Origin of the sequence: Amycolatopsis sp. NPDC058986, assembly GCF_042741125.1 — a bacterium.
Lineage (GTDB): Bacteria > Actinomycetota > Actinomycetes > Mycobacteriales > Pseudonocardiaceae > Amycolatopsis.
Window position 1 is genome coordinate 266,923 of the sequence record NZ_JBHYJW010000004.1, and the last position, 15,062, is coordinate 281,984.

Annotated in this window: 16 protein-coding genes; 5 read left to right on the forward strand and 11 right to left on the reverse strand. The window is 69.9% G+C overall.

Going from position 1 to position 15,062, the window contains the following annotated elements:
• Positions 1 to 39: 39 nt before the first annotated feature.
• Positions 40 to 1,431, forward strand: coding sequence for an AlkA N-terminal domain-containing protein (locus tag ACFW0G_RS06240; RefSeq protein WP_378323703.1), 1,392 nt, complete (start codon positions 40 to 42; stop codon positions 1,429 to 1,431).
• Here ACFW0G_RS06240 and ACFW0G_RS06245 read toward each other — a convergent pair.
• The 6 genes from ACFW0G_RS06245 to ACFW0G_RS06270 form a co-directional block, all read right to left on the reverse strand.
• On the reverse strand, positions 1,428 to 2,312 hold the full coding sequence (locus tag ACFW0G_RS06245) for a hypothetical protein (RefSeq protein ID WP_378323705.1): 885 nt from the start codon (positions 2,310 to 2,312) through the stop codon (positions 1,428 to 1,430). The two genes, ACFW0G_RS06240 and ACFW0G_RS06245, sit on opposite strands and share 4 nt — an antisense overlap.
• Positions 2,313 to 2,362: 50 nt before the next feature.
• Entirely contained in the window at positions 2,363 to 3,823 is a 1,461-nt protein-coding gene (locus ACFW0G_RS06250) for an aromatic amino acid lyase (RefSeq protein WP_378323706.1), read from the reverse strand.
• A gap of 6 nt (positions 3,824 to 3,829) precedes the next feature.
• Entirely contained in the window at positions 3,830 to 4,384 is a 555-nt protein-coding gene (locus ACFW0G_RS06255; protein ID WP_378323707.1) for a YbaK/EbsC family protein, read from the reverse strand.
• Between the two features lie 43 nt (positions 4,385 to 4,427).
• The gene (locus ACFW0G_RS06260) at positions 4,428 to 4,721 is read right to left on the reverse strand and encodes a DUF2516 family protein (RefSeq protein WP_378323708.1); all 294 of its coding nucleotides are present in this window, start codon (positions 4,719 to 4,721) and stop codon (positions 4,428 to 4,430) included.
• Positions 4,722 to 4,806: 85 nt separating this feature from the next.
• On the reverse strand, positions 4,807 to 5,484 hold the full coding sequence (locus ACFW0G_RS06265) for a hypothetical protein (RefSeq protein ID WP_378323709.1): 678 nt from the start codon (positions 5,482 to 5,484) through the stop codon (positions 4,807 to 4,809).
• Positions 5,481 to 5,912 carry a helix-turn-helix domain-containing protein gene (locus ACFW0G_RS06270; RefSeq protein ID WP_378323733.1) on the reverse strand — a complete coding sequence of 144 codons (432 nt, stop codon included), beginning with the start codon at positions 5,910 to 5,912 and terminating at the stop codon, positions 5,481 to 5,483. The genes ACFW0G_RS06265 and ACFW0G_RS06270 overlap by 4 nt, the downstream gene beginning before the upstream one ends.
• Positions 5,913 to 6,063: 151 nt before the next feature.
• Here ACFW0G_RS06270 and ACFW0G_RS06275 point away from each other — a divergent pair, with 151 nt between their 5' ends.
• Complete coding sequence (locus ACFW0G_RS06275; RefSeq protein WP_378323710.1) at positions 6,064 to 7,242, forward strand: methyltransferase domain-containing protein; 1,179 nt, start codon at positions 6,064 to 6,066, stop codon at positions 7,240 to 7,242.
• Here ACFW0G_RS06275 and ACFW0G_RS06280 read toward each other — a convergent pair.
• From ACFW0G_RS06280 to ACFW0G_RS06290, 3 genes are read right to left on the reverse strand one after another with little or no spacing between them, the layout of a single operon-like run.
• Positions 7,185 to 7,841 (reverse strand): AAA family ATPase, encoded by a 657-nt coding sequence (locus tag ACFW0G_RS06280; RefSeq protein ID WP_378323711.1) that lies wholly within the window; start codon positions 7,839 to 7,841, stop codon positions 7,185 to 7,187. The genes ACFW0G_RS06275 and ACFW0G_RS06280 overlap by 58 nt on opposite strands.
• Positions 7,842 to 8,237 carry a zf-TFIIB domain-containing protein gene (locus ACFW0G_RS06285; RefSeq protein WP_378323712.1) on the reverse strand — a complete coding sequence of 132 codons (396 nt, stop codon included), beginning with the start codon at positions 8,235 to 8,237 and terminating at the stop codon, positions 7,842 to 7,844.
• A 32-nt stretch (positions 8,238 to 8,269) separates the two neighbouring features.
• The gene (locus ACFW0G_RS06290; RefSeq protein WP_378323713.1) at positions 8,270 to 8,638 is read right to left on the reverse strand and encodes a VOC family protein; all 369 of its coding nucleotides are present in this window, start codon (positions 8,636 to 8,638) and stop codon (positions 8,270 to 8,272) included.
• 90 nt (positions 8,639 to 8,728) lie between these two features.
• Between ACFW0G_RS06290 and ACFW0G_RS06295 the strand changes: the two genes are divergently transcribed.
• Complete coding sequence (locus ACFW0G_RS06295; protein WP_378323714.1) at positions 8,729 to 9,196, forward strand: CGNR zinc finger domain-containing protein; 468 nt, start codon at positions 8,729 to 8,731, stop codon at positions 9,194 to 9,196.
• 795 nt (positions 9,197 to 9,991) lie between these two features.
• Here ACFW0G_RS06295 and ACFW0G_RS06300 read toward each other — a convergent pair.
• Positions 9,992 to 11,290, reverse strand: a complete 1,299-nt coding sequence (locus ACFW0G_RS06300) for a DUF445 domain-containing protein (RefSeq protein ID WP_378323715.1) — start codon at positions 11,288 to 11,290, stop codon at positions 9,992 to 9,994.
• 29 nt (positions 11,291 to 11,319) lie between these two features.
• Between ACFW0G_RS06300 and ACFW0G_RS06305 the strand changes: the two genes are divergently transcribed.
• On the forward strand, positions 11,320 to 12,486 hold the full coding sequence (locus ACFW0G_RS06305; RefSeq protein WP_378323716.1) for a pyridoxal phosphate-dependent aminotransferase: 1,167 nt from the start codon (positions 11,320 to 11,322) through the stop codon (positions 12,484 to 12,486).
• Positions 12,487 to 12,520: 34 nt separating this feature from the next.
• Here the strand turns inward: ACFW0G_RS06305 and ACFW0G_RS06310 are convergent, their stop codons facing one another.
• Entirely contained in the window at positions 12,521 to 13,021 is a 501-nt protein-coding gene (locus tag ACFW0G_RS06310; RefSeq protein ID WP_378323717.1) for an RNA polymerase sigma factor, read from the reverse strand.
• A gap of 381 nt (positions 13,022 to 13,402) precedes the next feature.
• On the opposite strand from ACFW0G_RS06310, the gene ACFW0G_RS06315 reads away from it, so the two are divergent.
• Positions 13,403 to 14,758, forward strand: coding sequence for a hypothetical protein (locus ACFW0G_RS06315; RefSeq protein ID WP_378323718.1), 1,356 nt, complete (start codon positions 13,403 to 13,405; stop codon positions 14,756 to 14,758).
• Positions 14,759 to 15,062 lie beyond the last annotated feature (304 nt).

Genomic DNA, 15,062 nt, shown 5'->3' on the forward strand with positions numbered 1-15,062 from the left:
CGGCCGGGAATTGTCGGTGGTGCCGGGTAGGAAGGAACCGTGACCACTTACTCCGCCGTAGTCACCACCGGGATCTACTGCCGGCCGGGCTGCGGCTCGAAACCGCTCGCCCGCAACATCCGCGTCTTCGAGAACGCCGCCGCGGCGGAGGCGGCAGGCTTTCGCGCCTGTCTGCACTGCCGTCCGTATCGCGTGGCGGGGCCGATCGGTTCCGACGCTCCCGAGCTGGTGTGCCGCGCGGTCCGGATGATCATCGACGGCGCGCTCGACCACGACGGCACCGAGGCCGCGCTCGCCGAGCGCGTCGGCCTTTCGGCCCGGCACCTGCGCCGGTTGTTCCTGGGGCATCTGGGCGCCAGCCCGGATCAGCTGGCCAGGTCGCGTCGCGCGCACTTCGCCCGTCGGCTGCTCGACGACAGCGACCTCACGGTCCTCGACGTCGCCTTCGCGTCCGGCTTCGGCAGCCTGCGGCAGTTCAACCGGGCGATGCGCGAGGTGTTCCACGCCTCGCCGACGGACCTGCGCAACCGGCGCCGCAAGGCCGATCGGCTCGTCGCGGACGGCGGGCTGACACTGCGATTGCCGATCCTGCGCGGCTACGACTGGGACGCGATCCGCGCTTTTCTCGCCGCTCGCGCGGTTCCCGGTGTCGAATCGGTGGACGGCGAAACGTATCGCCGCACAGTCACCCTCGAAGGCGCGCCGGGGCTGCTGGAAATCCTGCCCGGCACCACGGATCACCTGCTGCTGCGGGCACATCTGCCGTACTGGTACGGGCTGATCCACATCGTCGACAGGGTCGGCCAGCTCCTGGGTCTCGACACCGACCAGACAGCGGCGGCCACCGCGCTGCGTGGCGATCCACAGCTCGGCCTTCTCGTCCGGCTCCGCCCGGGGCTGGCCGTGCCGGGCACGTGGAGCCCGTTCGAGGTCGCCGTGCGGGCCGTCCTGAGCCGTGGCCGCGAGAACGATGAAGTACGGTCCTGGCTGGGCCGGATCGCGAGGGAGCTGGGTACTCCGGTCGCGGGCCTGCCCGGCGGACTCACCCATACGTTCCCCGATCCGGCCGCCGTCGACGCCGCGGGTCTGACCGGTCTCGGGCTTCCCGCCCAGGACGTCACCACGATCGCGGCCGTCACCGTTCTCGCGCGCAGCGAAGACAGCCCATTGCGGCACGGCGCTTCAGCGGCGGAGCTGGCGCACGCTCCCGGTCTCGACGCCGAATTGGGGCACCTGATCGCGTACCGCCTCGGGGACCACACGGCGTTCCCTGCCGCCGATCCCGCGCTCAAGGCCGCCCTCGCCGAGCTAGGCGTCACGCGAGCTCTCCGAGGGCAGCCATGGTCCGCCCTCGCCGCGACTCACCTGATCCGCCACGGTGACGCCCTCGCCCCATCGACCACGGGAGTCCACTGTGGACATTTAGCCTAGTTCGCCTTGCGAAACCAGTTGCGCCTGCTCGCGCTGCGGGGCTTCCTGGCCACCGTGTAGCTGATCGGCCCGGTCAGCCGGGACGCCGGGCCGGTGGCGGGCGCGGCGGTGATGAGCAGCTGCCGCCGTCCGAGGCCGGGACTGTCGATCAGCAGGCCGCGGGTGCGATCCAACGCGCGCGGAGTGAGTACGCCGTTGAGTTCGCAGGCGGCCACCAGCAGATCGCCGGATTCCCGGTCGAGATCGGCTTCCTGCGACATCACCCGGATACCCGCGAAGTCCTGCCAGGTACACGCCAGATCGAGCAGCCGGGTGATCTCGCCGATCTCGGTCGGCTCACCCTCCCAGAGGATGATCACGTGCTCGATCTTCCCGGTGTGCCGATTGGCAGGCATGCCGCGAGGACGTCCCGTCGGCAGCACCGGAACGCCGAGTTCGCCGGGACAACCTTCCTCCGGACAGCGGGCGTCGTCGGGCGTCAAGCAGTCGCGGCACAGCGTGAACCGGCACGACTGGCATTGCCTGCCGATCGGGTTGGTCACCGTCATCCGGTGCTCCCGCACGAGAACGTGGCCGGAGTACCAAAAGGACTGACAGCGCGCGCACTCCGTCGCGATGGGTGCGAAATAGGGATTGGCGCGCTGCGCGTCGGTGACCGGCTCGACGAGGTTCGCGTCCGGAGTCCGGGTGGCCCGCAGCAGCGGCAGCGCCCACCGGAACGCGGCGGCCGACCGTCCGTACGTCCTGAGGTACCGCAGGATCACGTCGACGGCCGAGCCGAAGCGGCCTTGATCCCACAGCCGGTCGACCTCGTCGGTCAGCCCGAGGACCGGCAGGGTGTCCTCGGGAAACTGGAACGCCTCGACGTCGTTCTGCGCCACGTCCGGCACCGTAAGCCTCGCGCGCTGGGAAGGGTCCCGTCGCGACCGGTTCAGGTCAATGTCGTGAGGTCGTTGAAGTAGGACTCTCGCAAGTGCCCGACGAGCGTCTCGACGTCTGGGCCGAGTGGACGGTCGACCAGCGCAGGCGGGACGATCCCGGTCAGCCACGCGTACGCCGCGCGCAGCCCGAGCGGCGCGGGCGTCTCGCGGAGGTGATGCGCCTGCACTCCGGCGATCAGCTCACACGCCGTGATCGCGAACAAATGCGCCGCGGCCGCCCGTGTCTGCTCCCCGGCTGCCCACGCAAACGCTTGCACGTCCTCCTGGCCTGCCGACGTGTCCATCGAGCCGAGCGTCGCCGGAGCCGCCAGCCGTCGCAGCGCGTGCAACTCCCCGACGGCCCGTTTGTGCAACGGCACCAGCCCCGCCTGCGGCCCCGGATCGACAGCGAGCTGCGGCGGCAGGCCACTGAAGCGTTCGTCGAGCAGCCGGTTCATCCGCTGCACGGAGACCTCGCCGAGGTGCACCAGCGCGGCGGAGACGGCGTCCATCCGCAAGCCCAGCTCGACCGCGTGGAACCCGGTCGTCGGCACGAACTCGCCGTCGAGGAACGCGGGCGAGTCGGTCGGATCCTCCCGCCAGCGCCGGAGCGCGGCGGCGAGATCGCTGTTCACCCGGTCCGCGTGGGTGATGGCCCGCGGGCCGACCCGCACCGACACCGGCGCCTGCACGACCCCGGCCCGCACCGACGAGCCCGAGATCAGCATCTCCAGCTCGTGCATCAACGTGTACCGGTGGTCGTCGCCACGAGCGAGTTTCGGCTGGTAGACGTCGCGTGGCGCACCCATCACGTCGATCGTGATCGCCGCCGCCAACGTCTGTAAGTCGACAAGTTGCTGGGTCTCGCCCCAGGTACGCGCCGCGTGCACGATCGCGAGCGGCGAGCCCTGGATCAGCGTCGCGCCCTCCTTCGGACCCGGCACGTACGGTTCGGCGCCCCGCCGCGCGAGTGCGTCCGCCGCCGGGGTTTCGACGCCGTCCTCCAGCACCGTGCCGATGCCCAGGAACGTCTGGAAGGCATGGGAGAGCGGGATGATCTCGCCCGCGCTGCCGAGTCCGGAACGCGGTACGGCCGGGATGAACCGGTCGTTGATCCGGTCGGCGAGGAACAGCGCCAGCTCCGGGCTCGCTCCGGCGTCCGGGCGCAGGACGTCACGCAGGCGCGCCACCAGCAGCATCCGGACATCGGTCTCCGGCAGCCACGGCGGGCCACCGACAGCGCGTCCGACGAGCAGATTCCGTTGGTGCTCGGCTTGTTGTTCGAGTGACAATTTATGAGCGGCGAGCCGTCCCATACCGGTGTTCACGCCGTAGACGGCCCGCGGCGACGACGCCAGCGCGGCCAGCATCCGCGCCCGGTTCCCGGCCATCGCGCCGAGCAGCCCGGGCGCGAGTTCGATCCGCTCCTCGATGTCGAGCGGGTAGATGTCGTTGTGGCTTGCGATGATCATCGTCGCTCAGGCAACCGGGCGGCCGAGCCCTTCGATCACCTCGGCGCCGGGCAGCGCGGCGAGCGCGGCACCGGAGATCAGCAGCTTGCTGCCCCGGATCCCGCTGCCGATGACCAGCTCCGGCGCGTCGGCGACGGCCTTGTCGATCAGGATCGGCCAGTCCGAGGGGAGGCCGACCGGCGTGATCCCGCCGTAGGCCATGCCGGTGAGTTCGACGGCTTCGTCCATCGGCGCGAACGACGCCTTGCGGACGTCGAGACGGCGCTTGATCGTGCCGTTGACGTCGGCGCGGGTGGTGGCCAGCACCATCGCCGCGGCGAACCGGACCTCGCCCGCGCGTTTACCGGCGACGACGACGCAGTTCGCGGACGCGTCGAGCGGGGAACCGTAGGCCTCGCAGAAGGCGGCGGTGTCGGCCAGTTCGGGGTCGATCTCGGAGACTCCGATGGCATCCGGATCGGCCAGCGAGGCGAGCGCCTTCGCGACGGGCTCGGCGAGCAGTTCGGTGCGGGTGGGGGCGGGAACGACGGTCAGGCTCCCGGCGATGGTCCAGGTCGTCACTTCTCGAATGTAGCCGTGACGCGAAGCGGCTCCACTGAGGGTGCTACCAGTTCCGGCCGCCGCGCTGGACCTCGATCAGCCGGGGCCGCACGTCCACCAGGTAGACGAGCGTGGCGGCCATCGCGGGCACCCAGAAGATCATCCCGGCGGTGTCCAGCCGGAACAGGGCCATCGCCAGCGTGCTGCCGCCGGTGATGAGCATCCAGATCGGCTTGGTCTTGCGATCGGCGGCCGAGTACGCGTCCGCTCGCTGAAGGAGCGCGTGAATGAAGGCGAAGAGCCCGACCGATGCGCTGCCCCAGTGGACGACTCTCATGATCCATTCGGCGACTAGCACTGTCCCAGCTTACGGCAAACCGCCCGAACGGCTCAGTCCCCCGACGCCGATGCGGGCGCCGGGGGACTGAGCCGGAGCGGGCTCGTTACTTGTCGGCCTTCGGGGTGGCCGGCTTCTTCGCGGCCGGGCTCGTGGTGGTGCGGCGGGTGGTGCTGGCCGCACGCGGAGCGGTCTTGTTCGCGACCTTGCGAGTCACCGAGCGGGTCTCGTGGGCGACGTCGTCACCCAGGTCCTCGACGGCTTCGGCGGTGTCGGCGGCGACCTTCTTGACCGTGCGGGCGGTCTTCTCACCGGCGGAGCGGGTGCGCTTGGTGACCTTGGAGAGCACCTCGTCGACGCGCTCGCGGGCCTCGGAGGTGGCGCCCTCGACGCGCTCCTGAGCAGTGCTCAAGGCGTCCTCGAGCTGCTCGATGGCCTTCTTGACCTGCGGCTGCGCGGTCAGCTTGTCCCAGGCCTCCTCGCCGGACTCGGCCAGCTTGTTGTACAGCTTGAGCGCGGCCTCGGTGTACTCGTCGATGATCTTGCGCAGCTCGGCCGGGTCGACCTTCTCGCGCAGGCTCTCGACGTCGGTCGGCAGGTCGGACAGGTTCTTGCGGGCGGTCTCGCTGCCCTCGGTCACCTTCTCCTTGGCCTTGGACACGGCGTCGGAAACGGCCTGGGTGGCGAGGTTGCCGGCCCCGAGCGCGGCGAGCAGCGGCGTGCGAACCTGGTCGATGGCGTTGTTGAGGGCCTTGCGGACGTCCTCGGTCTTCGGGGCGGTCATGCTGACTCCTTGGTGTCTTTGGTGCCTTCGGCGGCTGGTGCAGAGGTCTCTGGGGTCACGGTGGGCTCAGCGGCTGGCCGGGCAGCTGAGTTTTCGCGACGGAAGGATTCGTAGACGTCGAGCAGGACCTGCTTCTGGCGTTCGGTCAGCTCGGCGTCGGCCCGGATCGCGTCGCCGACCGGGCCGCCCGTCGGCAGGTCGAGAATTCCCGCCTGCACGTAGAGCGCTTCGGCCGAGATGCGCAGGCCCTTGGCGATCTGCTGGAGGATCTCCGCGCTGGGCTTGCGGACCCCGCGCTCGATCTGGCTCAGGTACGGATTGGACACTCCGGCGAGCTTGGACAGCTGGCGCAGCGAGATCTTCGCGTTGCTCCGTTGCTGGCGGATGTACTCGCCGATGTCGGAAGCGATGTCCGCGACCTTCTCCATCGGGCCGCCCGTACCAGGCTGGGTCCCACCGGTTTCTGCCATCCGGTCACCTCCTCGCGACGGTTTCCACGCTACGCGCCAGTGCTAGCTATTGCAAGCACTCTGCTTGCAACTATCGGGTGTGTTCGCGCTCACCCGCTACCGTGGGGACATGACAGGCATGGCGCGCCTGCGACGCCGCCTCGTCGAGCGGCTGCTCGCCGAGGGAGTGCTGCACGACCCGCGCTGGATCGCCGCGTTCCGTTCGGTGCCGCGCCACGCCTTCCTGCCACGGTTCTTCCTGCCGGTCGACGGCGGCTGGCGGGCCGTCGAACGCGGCGACCCCGGCTGGCGCGAGCGCGTCTACTCCACCGACGTCCTGGTTACCCAGCTGGACGACGACCCGAACCTCTGGGAGCTGGCGCGCGGGTCGGGACCGGTCGCCGGGACGCCGACGAGTTCGTCGAGCATGCCCTCGATCATGGCGATCATGCTGGAGGAACTGCTGCTGGGCGACGGCCAGCGGGTGCTGGAGATCGGCACCGGGACGGGCTACAACACCGCCCTGCTCTGCCACCGCGCCGGCTCCGGCCAGGTGTCCACAGTGGACATCGATGGCGCGCTCGTGGCAGCGGCGAAGGCGCGGCTGGCGGAATGCGGGTATGCGCCGTCGTGCGCGGCGGCCGACGGTGCCCAGGGATTCCCGGCCGGGGTGCTCTACGACCGGATCCTGTGCACCTGCGCGGTGTCGGTGATCCCGCCCGCGTGGCTGGCGCAAACCGTGCCCGGCGGCATGATCGTCACGACGTTGAACCGGCCGATCGGCGCCGGCTTGGTCCGGATCGTCGTCGGCGAAGGCGGGACGGGACGAGGCCAGGTGCTCGCCCGCGACGGACGTTTCATGCCGCTTCGCGCGCACCGGCGCGATCTCCCGATGCCGCCCTCGCCGTGCGCGAAGGATTGGCGACGGGCCCACCTGCCCCTGGCGATGGTGCTCCAGCCGCAGAACCGGTTCGAGTTCTTCGCCGGTCTCGCACTGGAAGGCGTCGGCACGATCCGCGAGGACACCACGGAATTCGACCCGCAACCCGGCGTCGACGGCACGACCAGCGGACTCGTCCTCGTCCATCCGGACGGCTCATGGGCACGTTGCCGCGAAGCGGGCGACGTCCGCGAAGTCGCTCAGGGCGGCCCCCGCGCGTTGTGGGACATCGCCGAGCGCGCGTACGGCGAATGGTGCGAGCTGGGCAAGCCGGAGCGGGACCGGTTCGGATTGACCCTCGACGGCGAGCGTCAGGAGTTCTGGCTGGACTCGCCGGACGGCCGCCGCTGGCCGCTGCGGGTGAGCTGATCCCGGACCCAGGCTTCGACGTGGTCGGTCGCGGCCTCGAGCGGGACGTCCGTGGTGTCGAACAGCTCGACGTCGAGCGCCTTCGCGTTGTCACGGAGCCAGTCGGTGAACTCCAGCATCTCGTCGATGCGCGACTCGTCCCACTCGCGCCATTCCGGCCGGGCCCGGAGCCTGCGGCGCAGGACGTCGTTGCCGGCGATCAGCGCGAGGTAGTGGATGCCGTCGAAGAAGACACGTTCGGGAAGCGGTTCGAATTCCGGCGGCGCGACGGTCCCGCACAGCACGACCGGCCGACCGTTCTGGTGGAGCATCGCCGCCATCCGCAGCCAGGCCGAGCGGAACGCCGGGATGTCGTCACGCAGCGCGCCGATCCACAGGACGTCCTGCTCCAGTACGACGACATCGGGAGCTAGCCGCCGGGCCAGCTCGGGCCCGACGGTCGACTTCCCGGCGCCGCTCGGGCCGGTCAGCGCGAACAGCGGGAGCTTGCGAAACGGCCACCTGTGCCCACAGTGGGCACAGGTGAGCGTTTCGCCGTCGACGATCGGGTGCTCGGCGCGGTCCCCGCAGGCCGGGCAGATCCTGAGGTCGAGAACCACCTAGTCGAAGAGGTTCTCGAGGAAGCTGCGCTTGCGGTGGCCGTGCCCGCCGTGTCCGTACGGCCGCGGTGAGTCGGAGTAGCCGCCGTGCCGGTAGGGCTTCGGCGAATCGCCGTAGCGACCGCGGTACGGCTTGGGTGAATCGCCGTAGCCGCCGCGATACGGCTTCGGCGAGTCCGGCCTGCCGTAGTGCGCGGTGGGCGGCGGACCGCCCTGGTACGGCGGTGGCGCCTGGTTGTAGTACGTGTTCTCCGCGCCGACGATGGCTTCCAGCTCACCACGGTCGAGGAAGATGCCGCGGCAGCCGTCGCACTGGTCGATGTGGATGCCGTTCTTGTCGACGGTCCGCATCTGATTCTGACACTTCGGACAAATCACATATGGCAGCCTACGCATTTTCCGGTCGGCGCGTCAGCCGCGCGTTCCGGTCAGCAGGCGCACAGACAGAACGGGTGACCGACGGGATCGGCGTACACGCGGAACGTACGTGGCGAGTCGTCCAGCAGCTTCGCGCCGATCTCCAGTGCCCGCTCGTGCGCGGCTTCCATGTCGGCGACGTCGAGATCCAGGTGCGCCTGCTGGGGATTCTCCTGCGACGGCCATGCCGGCGCCCGGAAATCCTCGACGCGCTGGAACTCCAGCCGTGCACCGCCCTGGGGATTGGTCAGCGTGGCCCAGTGCCCCTCGTGCTTGATCTCGGCCGAGTCCCACCCCAGCAGTTCCCGATAGAACCCGGCCAGCGCCGCCGGATCCGGGCAGTCCAGCGCCACTCCCCCGAACGTCGGTATCGCACTCATCCGTCGCCCCTTTCGCCAGCTGTAACCGATGTTCGGATTATGGTGGTTAGGCGGGCAGGTCGCAACCGGTCACGCCCGTACACTGACGGGGTGCACACCGACGCTTCCCTGGTGGTGGCCTTTCTCAACACCGTCAACGTCGAACGCGGCGACGATCTGCTCGACGATCCCGAGCGCTGGCATCGCTGGGCCGCCGAACACGGGGTTTCCCCGAATCCGGCTACTGATGCGCGGGCAGCCCGGGACAAACTGCGGGCCGCGATCGGCGATCCCCGGCTACCAGGCGGCGCCCTCGACGTCGCCACGCAGATCTCCCTGACCGAGGACGGCCCGGCGCTGGTCGCCGCGGACGCCGTCGGCGCGGTTCTCGCGGCTTCGGCGCGGCTGGCGGTGCGAGGCGACTGGATCCGGCTGAAGATCTGCCCCGCGGACGACTGTCTGTGGGCCTTCTACGACGAATCCCGCAACCGCTCCCGCCAGTGGTGCTCGATGCGGGTCTGCGGCAACCGCGAGAAGGCCCGCTCCTGGCGGGCCAGGGCGGCGGAGATCCACAGCTAACCCCACCGGGCGACTGTGGACAACTCGCTCGGCGCCCCCACATATCCGCTCACTGTTCATCCACACCCCCACACGTTGTGGATACCCACTACTCCATCGCCGTGAAATGTTGTGGATAACCCGGGGGATAACTCAGCTTCCTGTGGACAACTGGTTTCGGGGTCCTCGAAGTGTGGTATAGAGCCGCGGCCGTTGTTCGCGTGCTGGGACTCGGCCGCGGTAGTGCGGCTCGCGCTGAAGGACGCCTTCGGTGCGCTGTGGACGCGCAGCGTCTCCGTTGAGGGTGGTGGCGAGGGCATGGACGGAGCACTGAAGGCGCTTCACCACGGCCAACGCACTGAAGTGTCCTTCAGCACTCGGCCGCCTCGCCGGTGCGATCTACGTCGTGAAGGTGCCGTTCGCGGCCCCGACGTTCGGGGCTGTGGTGACGGGTGAGGCTGGTGGGGCGTGGCGGCCCGGAACCCCGTGTCCCGAACGACGCGGTGCGGACGTTGAACGTCTCGAACGCGCCGTTCGGGACGCCCAACGTCCGGCTTCGCCAGTGACGAGGTCCCGCCGAATCCTTACCGGCGCTCAGCGCCGGTAAGGACCCCTTCACAGCACGATTTGCCTTGCCGCACCGAACTTTCCACAGCCTTACCCCCGTTGTGGACAACTCGCGCCCTCAGCGGCTTTCGCCCGGGTTCTGTCGTGCCGGGGCGATAGACTGTTGCAGGGCTGCCCCCCAAGGGAAGGGTGGGGGAGGGGGTTAGCCGGGAGGGAGTCCGGCGGCGGCAGGAGTGGCGCAGGGCCGGGTCAGAAGAGCAGTTGCGCCACCGAGTAGATGACGAGACCCGCCAAGGCACCCACCACGGTGCCGTTGATGCGGATGAACTGCAGGTCCCTGCCGACCTGGAGTTCGATCTTGCGCGAGGTCTCCTCGGCGTCCCAGCGTTCCACGGTGTCGGTGATGATCGTGGTGATCTCCTTGGCGTAGTTGCGCACCAGGTACGCCGCGGCCCCTTCCACCCAATCGTCCACTTTGGACCGCAGCTGGTCGTCGGACACCAGGCGGCCGCCCAGCGAGCGGAGGCCTTCGCGCACTCGCCGCCGCAGTTCGCTCGACGGGTCTTCGGCCGCGTTGAGCAGCATCTCCTTGGTCGAGGCCCATGCCGTGCCGATCAGCTTCTGGACCTCCTGGTGCTCCAGCACCTGCGTCTTGACCTGCTCGGCCCGCGCCATCACCTCGGGATCGGTCTGCAGGTCCTGCGCGAACTCGCCGAGGAACTTGTCCAGCGCCAGCCGCATCGGGTGGTTGACGTCCGTCTTCACCGCCCACGCGAACGAGAGCACCTCGCCGTAGACCTTGTCCGCGAGCATCTCGTCGACGAACTTCGGCGACCAGCTTGGCGCCCGGTCGGAGACCACGCGCAGCATCGTCGTGTGGTTGTCGCGGACCCATTCGTAGCCGCGGTCGCACATCAGGTCCACCAGCTTGTGGTGCGCGCCGTCGGCGAACACCCCGGCCAGGATCTGCCCGATCGGCGGTCCCCACGGCTTCGCCATGACCCGCTTGACCACGGCCTGTTCCATGATCGCCTGGACGTCGTCGTCGCGAAGCACCTTCACCGCGCCGCGCACCGCCGTCGCCAGCTCGGACGTGACCCGCTCGGCGTTCTCCGGCTGCGCGAGCCAGGCACCGAGCCGCTTCGAGATCTCGACGCGGCGCAGCTTGTCGCGGATGACCTCCTCCGAGAGGAAGTTCGTGGACACGAAGTCACCCAGGCTCGAGCCGAGCGCGTCCTTCTTGTTCGGGATGATCGCGGTGTGCGGGATCTTCAGCCGCAGCGGATGACGGAACAGCGCCGTCACGGCGAACCAGTCCGCCAGCGCGCCCACCATGCCCGCCTCGGCGGCGGCCCGCACGTAGCCGACCCAGCCCGGCCAGCCCGCGGACTGGGCCCAGCTGGTCAGCAGGAAGATCACGGTCGCGCCGAGCAGGAACGAAAGCGCGACCCGCTTCATCTTGCGCAGGCCGCGCTGCTTCTCGGCCTCGGCCGCGGCGCCGCCGGGCGGGTCGGCCGGAGTCGTCTTCGCGGGGATCAGTTGCTCCACGACGCCATTGTCCGTGAGGATGGCTCTTCGTGCGCGAACCTGCTCTCGTCCCCCGCCTCCAGCCGTTCACGTCGACCATCTTCGCCGAGATGACCGCGCTGGCCGTCAAGCACGAAGCGATCAACCTCGGCCAGGGTTTTCCCGACACCGACGGCCCCGCCGGCATGCTCGACGCGGCCAAGGACGCCCTGTACGGCGGCGCCAACCAGTACCCGCCCGGCCCCGGCAGGCCCGAGCTGCGCGCGGCCATCGCAAGCCACCGGGCGCGGTATGGAACCGAGTACGACCCGGACACCGAGATCCTCGTCACCGCGGGCGCCACCGAAGCCATCGCCGCGTCGCTGATCGCGCTCACCCAGCCCGGCGACGAGGTCATCGTCATCGAGCCGTACTACGACTCGTACGCGGCCGCGGTGGCGATGGCCGGCGCCGAACGTCGTGTCGTCGGGCTCGTCGAAGGCCCCGACGGGCGCTTCGGTCTCGACGTCGACGCGTTGCGCGCCGCGGTCACCCCGCGCACCCGCGCGATCCTGATCAACTCGCCGCACAACCCGACCGGCACCGTGTTCACCCGCGCGGAGCTGGCGGCGCTCGCGGCGCTCTGCGTCGAGCGCGACCTGATCGCGATCACCGACGAGGTGTACGAGCACCTGGTGTTCGACGACGCGGAACACATCCCGCTGGTCACGCTGCCCGGCATGCGGTCGAGGACGGTGAGCATCTCGAGCGCGGGCAAGTCCTTCAACTGCACCGGCTGGAAGATCGGCTGGGTCTGCTCGACGCCGGATCTGGTCGCGGCGGTGAAGGCCGCGAAGCAGTTCATCACGTTCGTCTCCGGCGGCCCGCTGCAACCGGCTGTCGCGCACGCGCTGGACCACGAGCTGCCCTGGGTCGACGGCCTCCGCGACAGCCTCCAGGACAAACGCGACCGGCTGGCCACGGGCCTCGCCGACGCCGGGTTCGCGGTGCGCCGCACTGCGGGGACTTACTTCATCTGTGTCGACGTCCGGCCGCTCGGCTTCACCGACGCCGCCGAACTGGCGTGGGAATTGCCCGAGCGAGTGGGCGTCGCGGCCGTCCCGGTCAAGGTGTTCACAGATCACCCGGACGAGTGGAAACACCTGCTGCGTTTCGCGTTCTGCAAGCGCAACGAGGTCATCGACGAGGCCATCACCCGATTGCGCAAACTGGGCTGACGCCGACCGGCGGACTCGTCTGATCACTATCCGTTCAGCCGCGATGCACGCCTTCGGCCTGCAGTCTTCGCCGGACACGCTCGCAGCAACGGCGTCTCAGCGTGGCGACACTCGCCGGGCTCACCCCCAGATCGGCGGCGACCTGGGCGATCGACAGCTCCGGCCGATGCGCCAGCAGGTACAGCAGCCGCCGTGACCGCTCGGGCAGGTCGGCGACCACGCTCCACAGCTTCTGATCACGTTCCGCGATCACCACCCGGGTTTCGGGTGAGGGTTCCGGAGAGCGCGGCAGCGCCACGGCCTCCCGCGCCCGCCTGGCGATCATGCGTGCCGAGCAACGCCGCGCGGTGGTACAGAGCCACGCTTCCAACCGGTCACGATCACGCAGCGCGCACGGTTTCCGGAAGAGTTCGAGCCACGCCTCCTGACACGCGTCCTGCGCATCGGCCTCGGCGAGGTGCCGCGCCACCAGCCGCCGCACCACCGCGGGGAAGAGCCTGCGCACCGCGTCGTCCCAGTCCTCGTCCCACCACACCGCCGTCCCCTTCCACCTCGCCCGGCGAAGCGCCGGATTCGAGCACCGAACGCGACTTCGACGGCACGCTCCGCAGCACGGATCCGGGAAACATCAGGTCAACCGGCATTTGAGTACTTCTGCGCAGCCGCCCGGTCGGCCGCTCCAAGTCGGGAAAAATCACACTGAGAGTGATCAACTTCCGACAACCAGCCACCGAAGCCGGTACGCCCGTTCCGCCTTACGGGGTGGATACAACGCCGAAGAGATGAAAGACTCGCCAGCGGTGCTAGAAAGAGGGCGAGCACCGGGGGAACTGCGACCTGGCCGGAAGAGACCCCAGCAAGAGCAACCTCAAGTGGCGCAACGCTTGAGCTTCAGGCGCGGACGGTGGTGGTGGCGGTGACTGGCACGGCGGAAGTTCGCCGCGGCATCGCGCTACCCGCGCTCGGACCGGTAGAAGCCACGCTCCCGGTTCCCGCTCCGGCGCACGCGGGCAGGTTCCGCGGCCCACGCCCGTGGGCGGCCCCGTTGCCCCGGCCCGCAGCCCGGATTCTCCTCGCCGGCGGCCTGACGCTGGCAGGCTGGCTGCTCGGCGCCGCGCTCTCGAACTCCGCCGCGTCGGCCGACGACGTCCCGGGGTCGCCCGGTGACACCGCCGTCGCCACACCGGCCTCGTCTTCGGCTTCGCACGCGGACGCGCACGCGACGCGGCCTCATCGCCAGCACAGGTCGCCCGCCGACTCGCCGGCGACTTCGCCCACCACTCCGTCCACCGGTTCGTCCACAACGGACACTGCGTCCGAAGAAAGCGGTTCCGGGCGGTCGATCGCGGCCAGGAGCACGAGCGCGAGCGGGCAGGTGGTCGCACAGCGGCACACCGCCGTGTCGACGGCTCCCCAGCCGCCGAGCGAACCCGCGGCATCCGCGCCACCAAGCCCCGCAGCGGGCAGCAGCACGCCGGATCCCGACAGCGCGCGAACAGCCGAGCGGCAAAGCCCTGCGACGTCGACGCCTGAAGCAGCCGACACCCAGCCTGCCGCCGACACGCCGCAAGCACAGCCGCGGCAGGGGCCCGGACTGCTCGGCGGGCTCGTCGGCGGCCTGGTCGGCCTCGTCGGCGACACCCTGGGCGGCGTGGTCGACACGATCACCGGCGCCGTCGGCACCGTGCTGCCGCCGCTCGCTTCGCCGCCGACAGCACCATCCTGCGAACCCGGCCCCATCGTGCGGGCACCGCTCGACGACATCCTCGACCCGGTGTTCTCCGGTGGCGGAACGTCCGGCAGCGGCACCGTCACCGCGACGCGGCCGGCCATCCAGATCACCGTGCCCGGCGAAGCACGCCCGATCGTGGCACTGCCCGCCGCGCTCCCCGCCGCGCCGGCGACCCCGGCGGCCGGCTCATCGCAGTACCCCGCCACGTCCGATCCGGCGCCGCGGGCATCCGGGTGGCATCAGGAGACACCAGCCGCCACCGCCACCGCGCCGGACCGGCCGCGCGATTCCGGCACGCACGCCAGGACCGACGGGGGCGGCGGAGGCGGCGGCCTGCCCGGCGCCCCGAACGCGCCGGTCGTCGCGCCCTCGACCAGCATCAGCACCAGCCACGACAGCGCCGGCGGTACCCGCCAGCCGCTGGCCGTGCACACCGACGAGGCGACTGTCACCCAGCTCCGCCTGATCGGCGTCAGCCGCGACCACGCGGCCGACGGCGCGGGCCGGGAAGCAGCCCTTCCCGCGACCTCCCCCGACTGACCACCAAACCGGGTCAGCGGGGAGAAGAACGCCCAAAACAAGATCAACTTTCGGGCCTTGGCCGCGGCTGTCCGCGACGTTTTCCCTGATACAGCACATTATCCGTGACTTCTTCACGTCTGCTGTGTTCCCTCGACGACACCAGGGGTTCTCGACCCATCAGCTTCCCGACCGGCCGACCGCGCCCGGCTGGATCGGGTCCTGGTCCCGGCGCGGGCCCCCCCCCCCCCCCCCCGCCCCCCCCGCCCAAAAAAAAAAAAACAAACCCCCAACACAAAAAAAACACAACAAAAACCCAGATGAG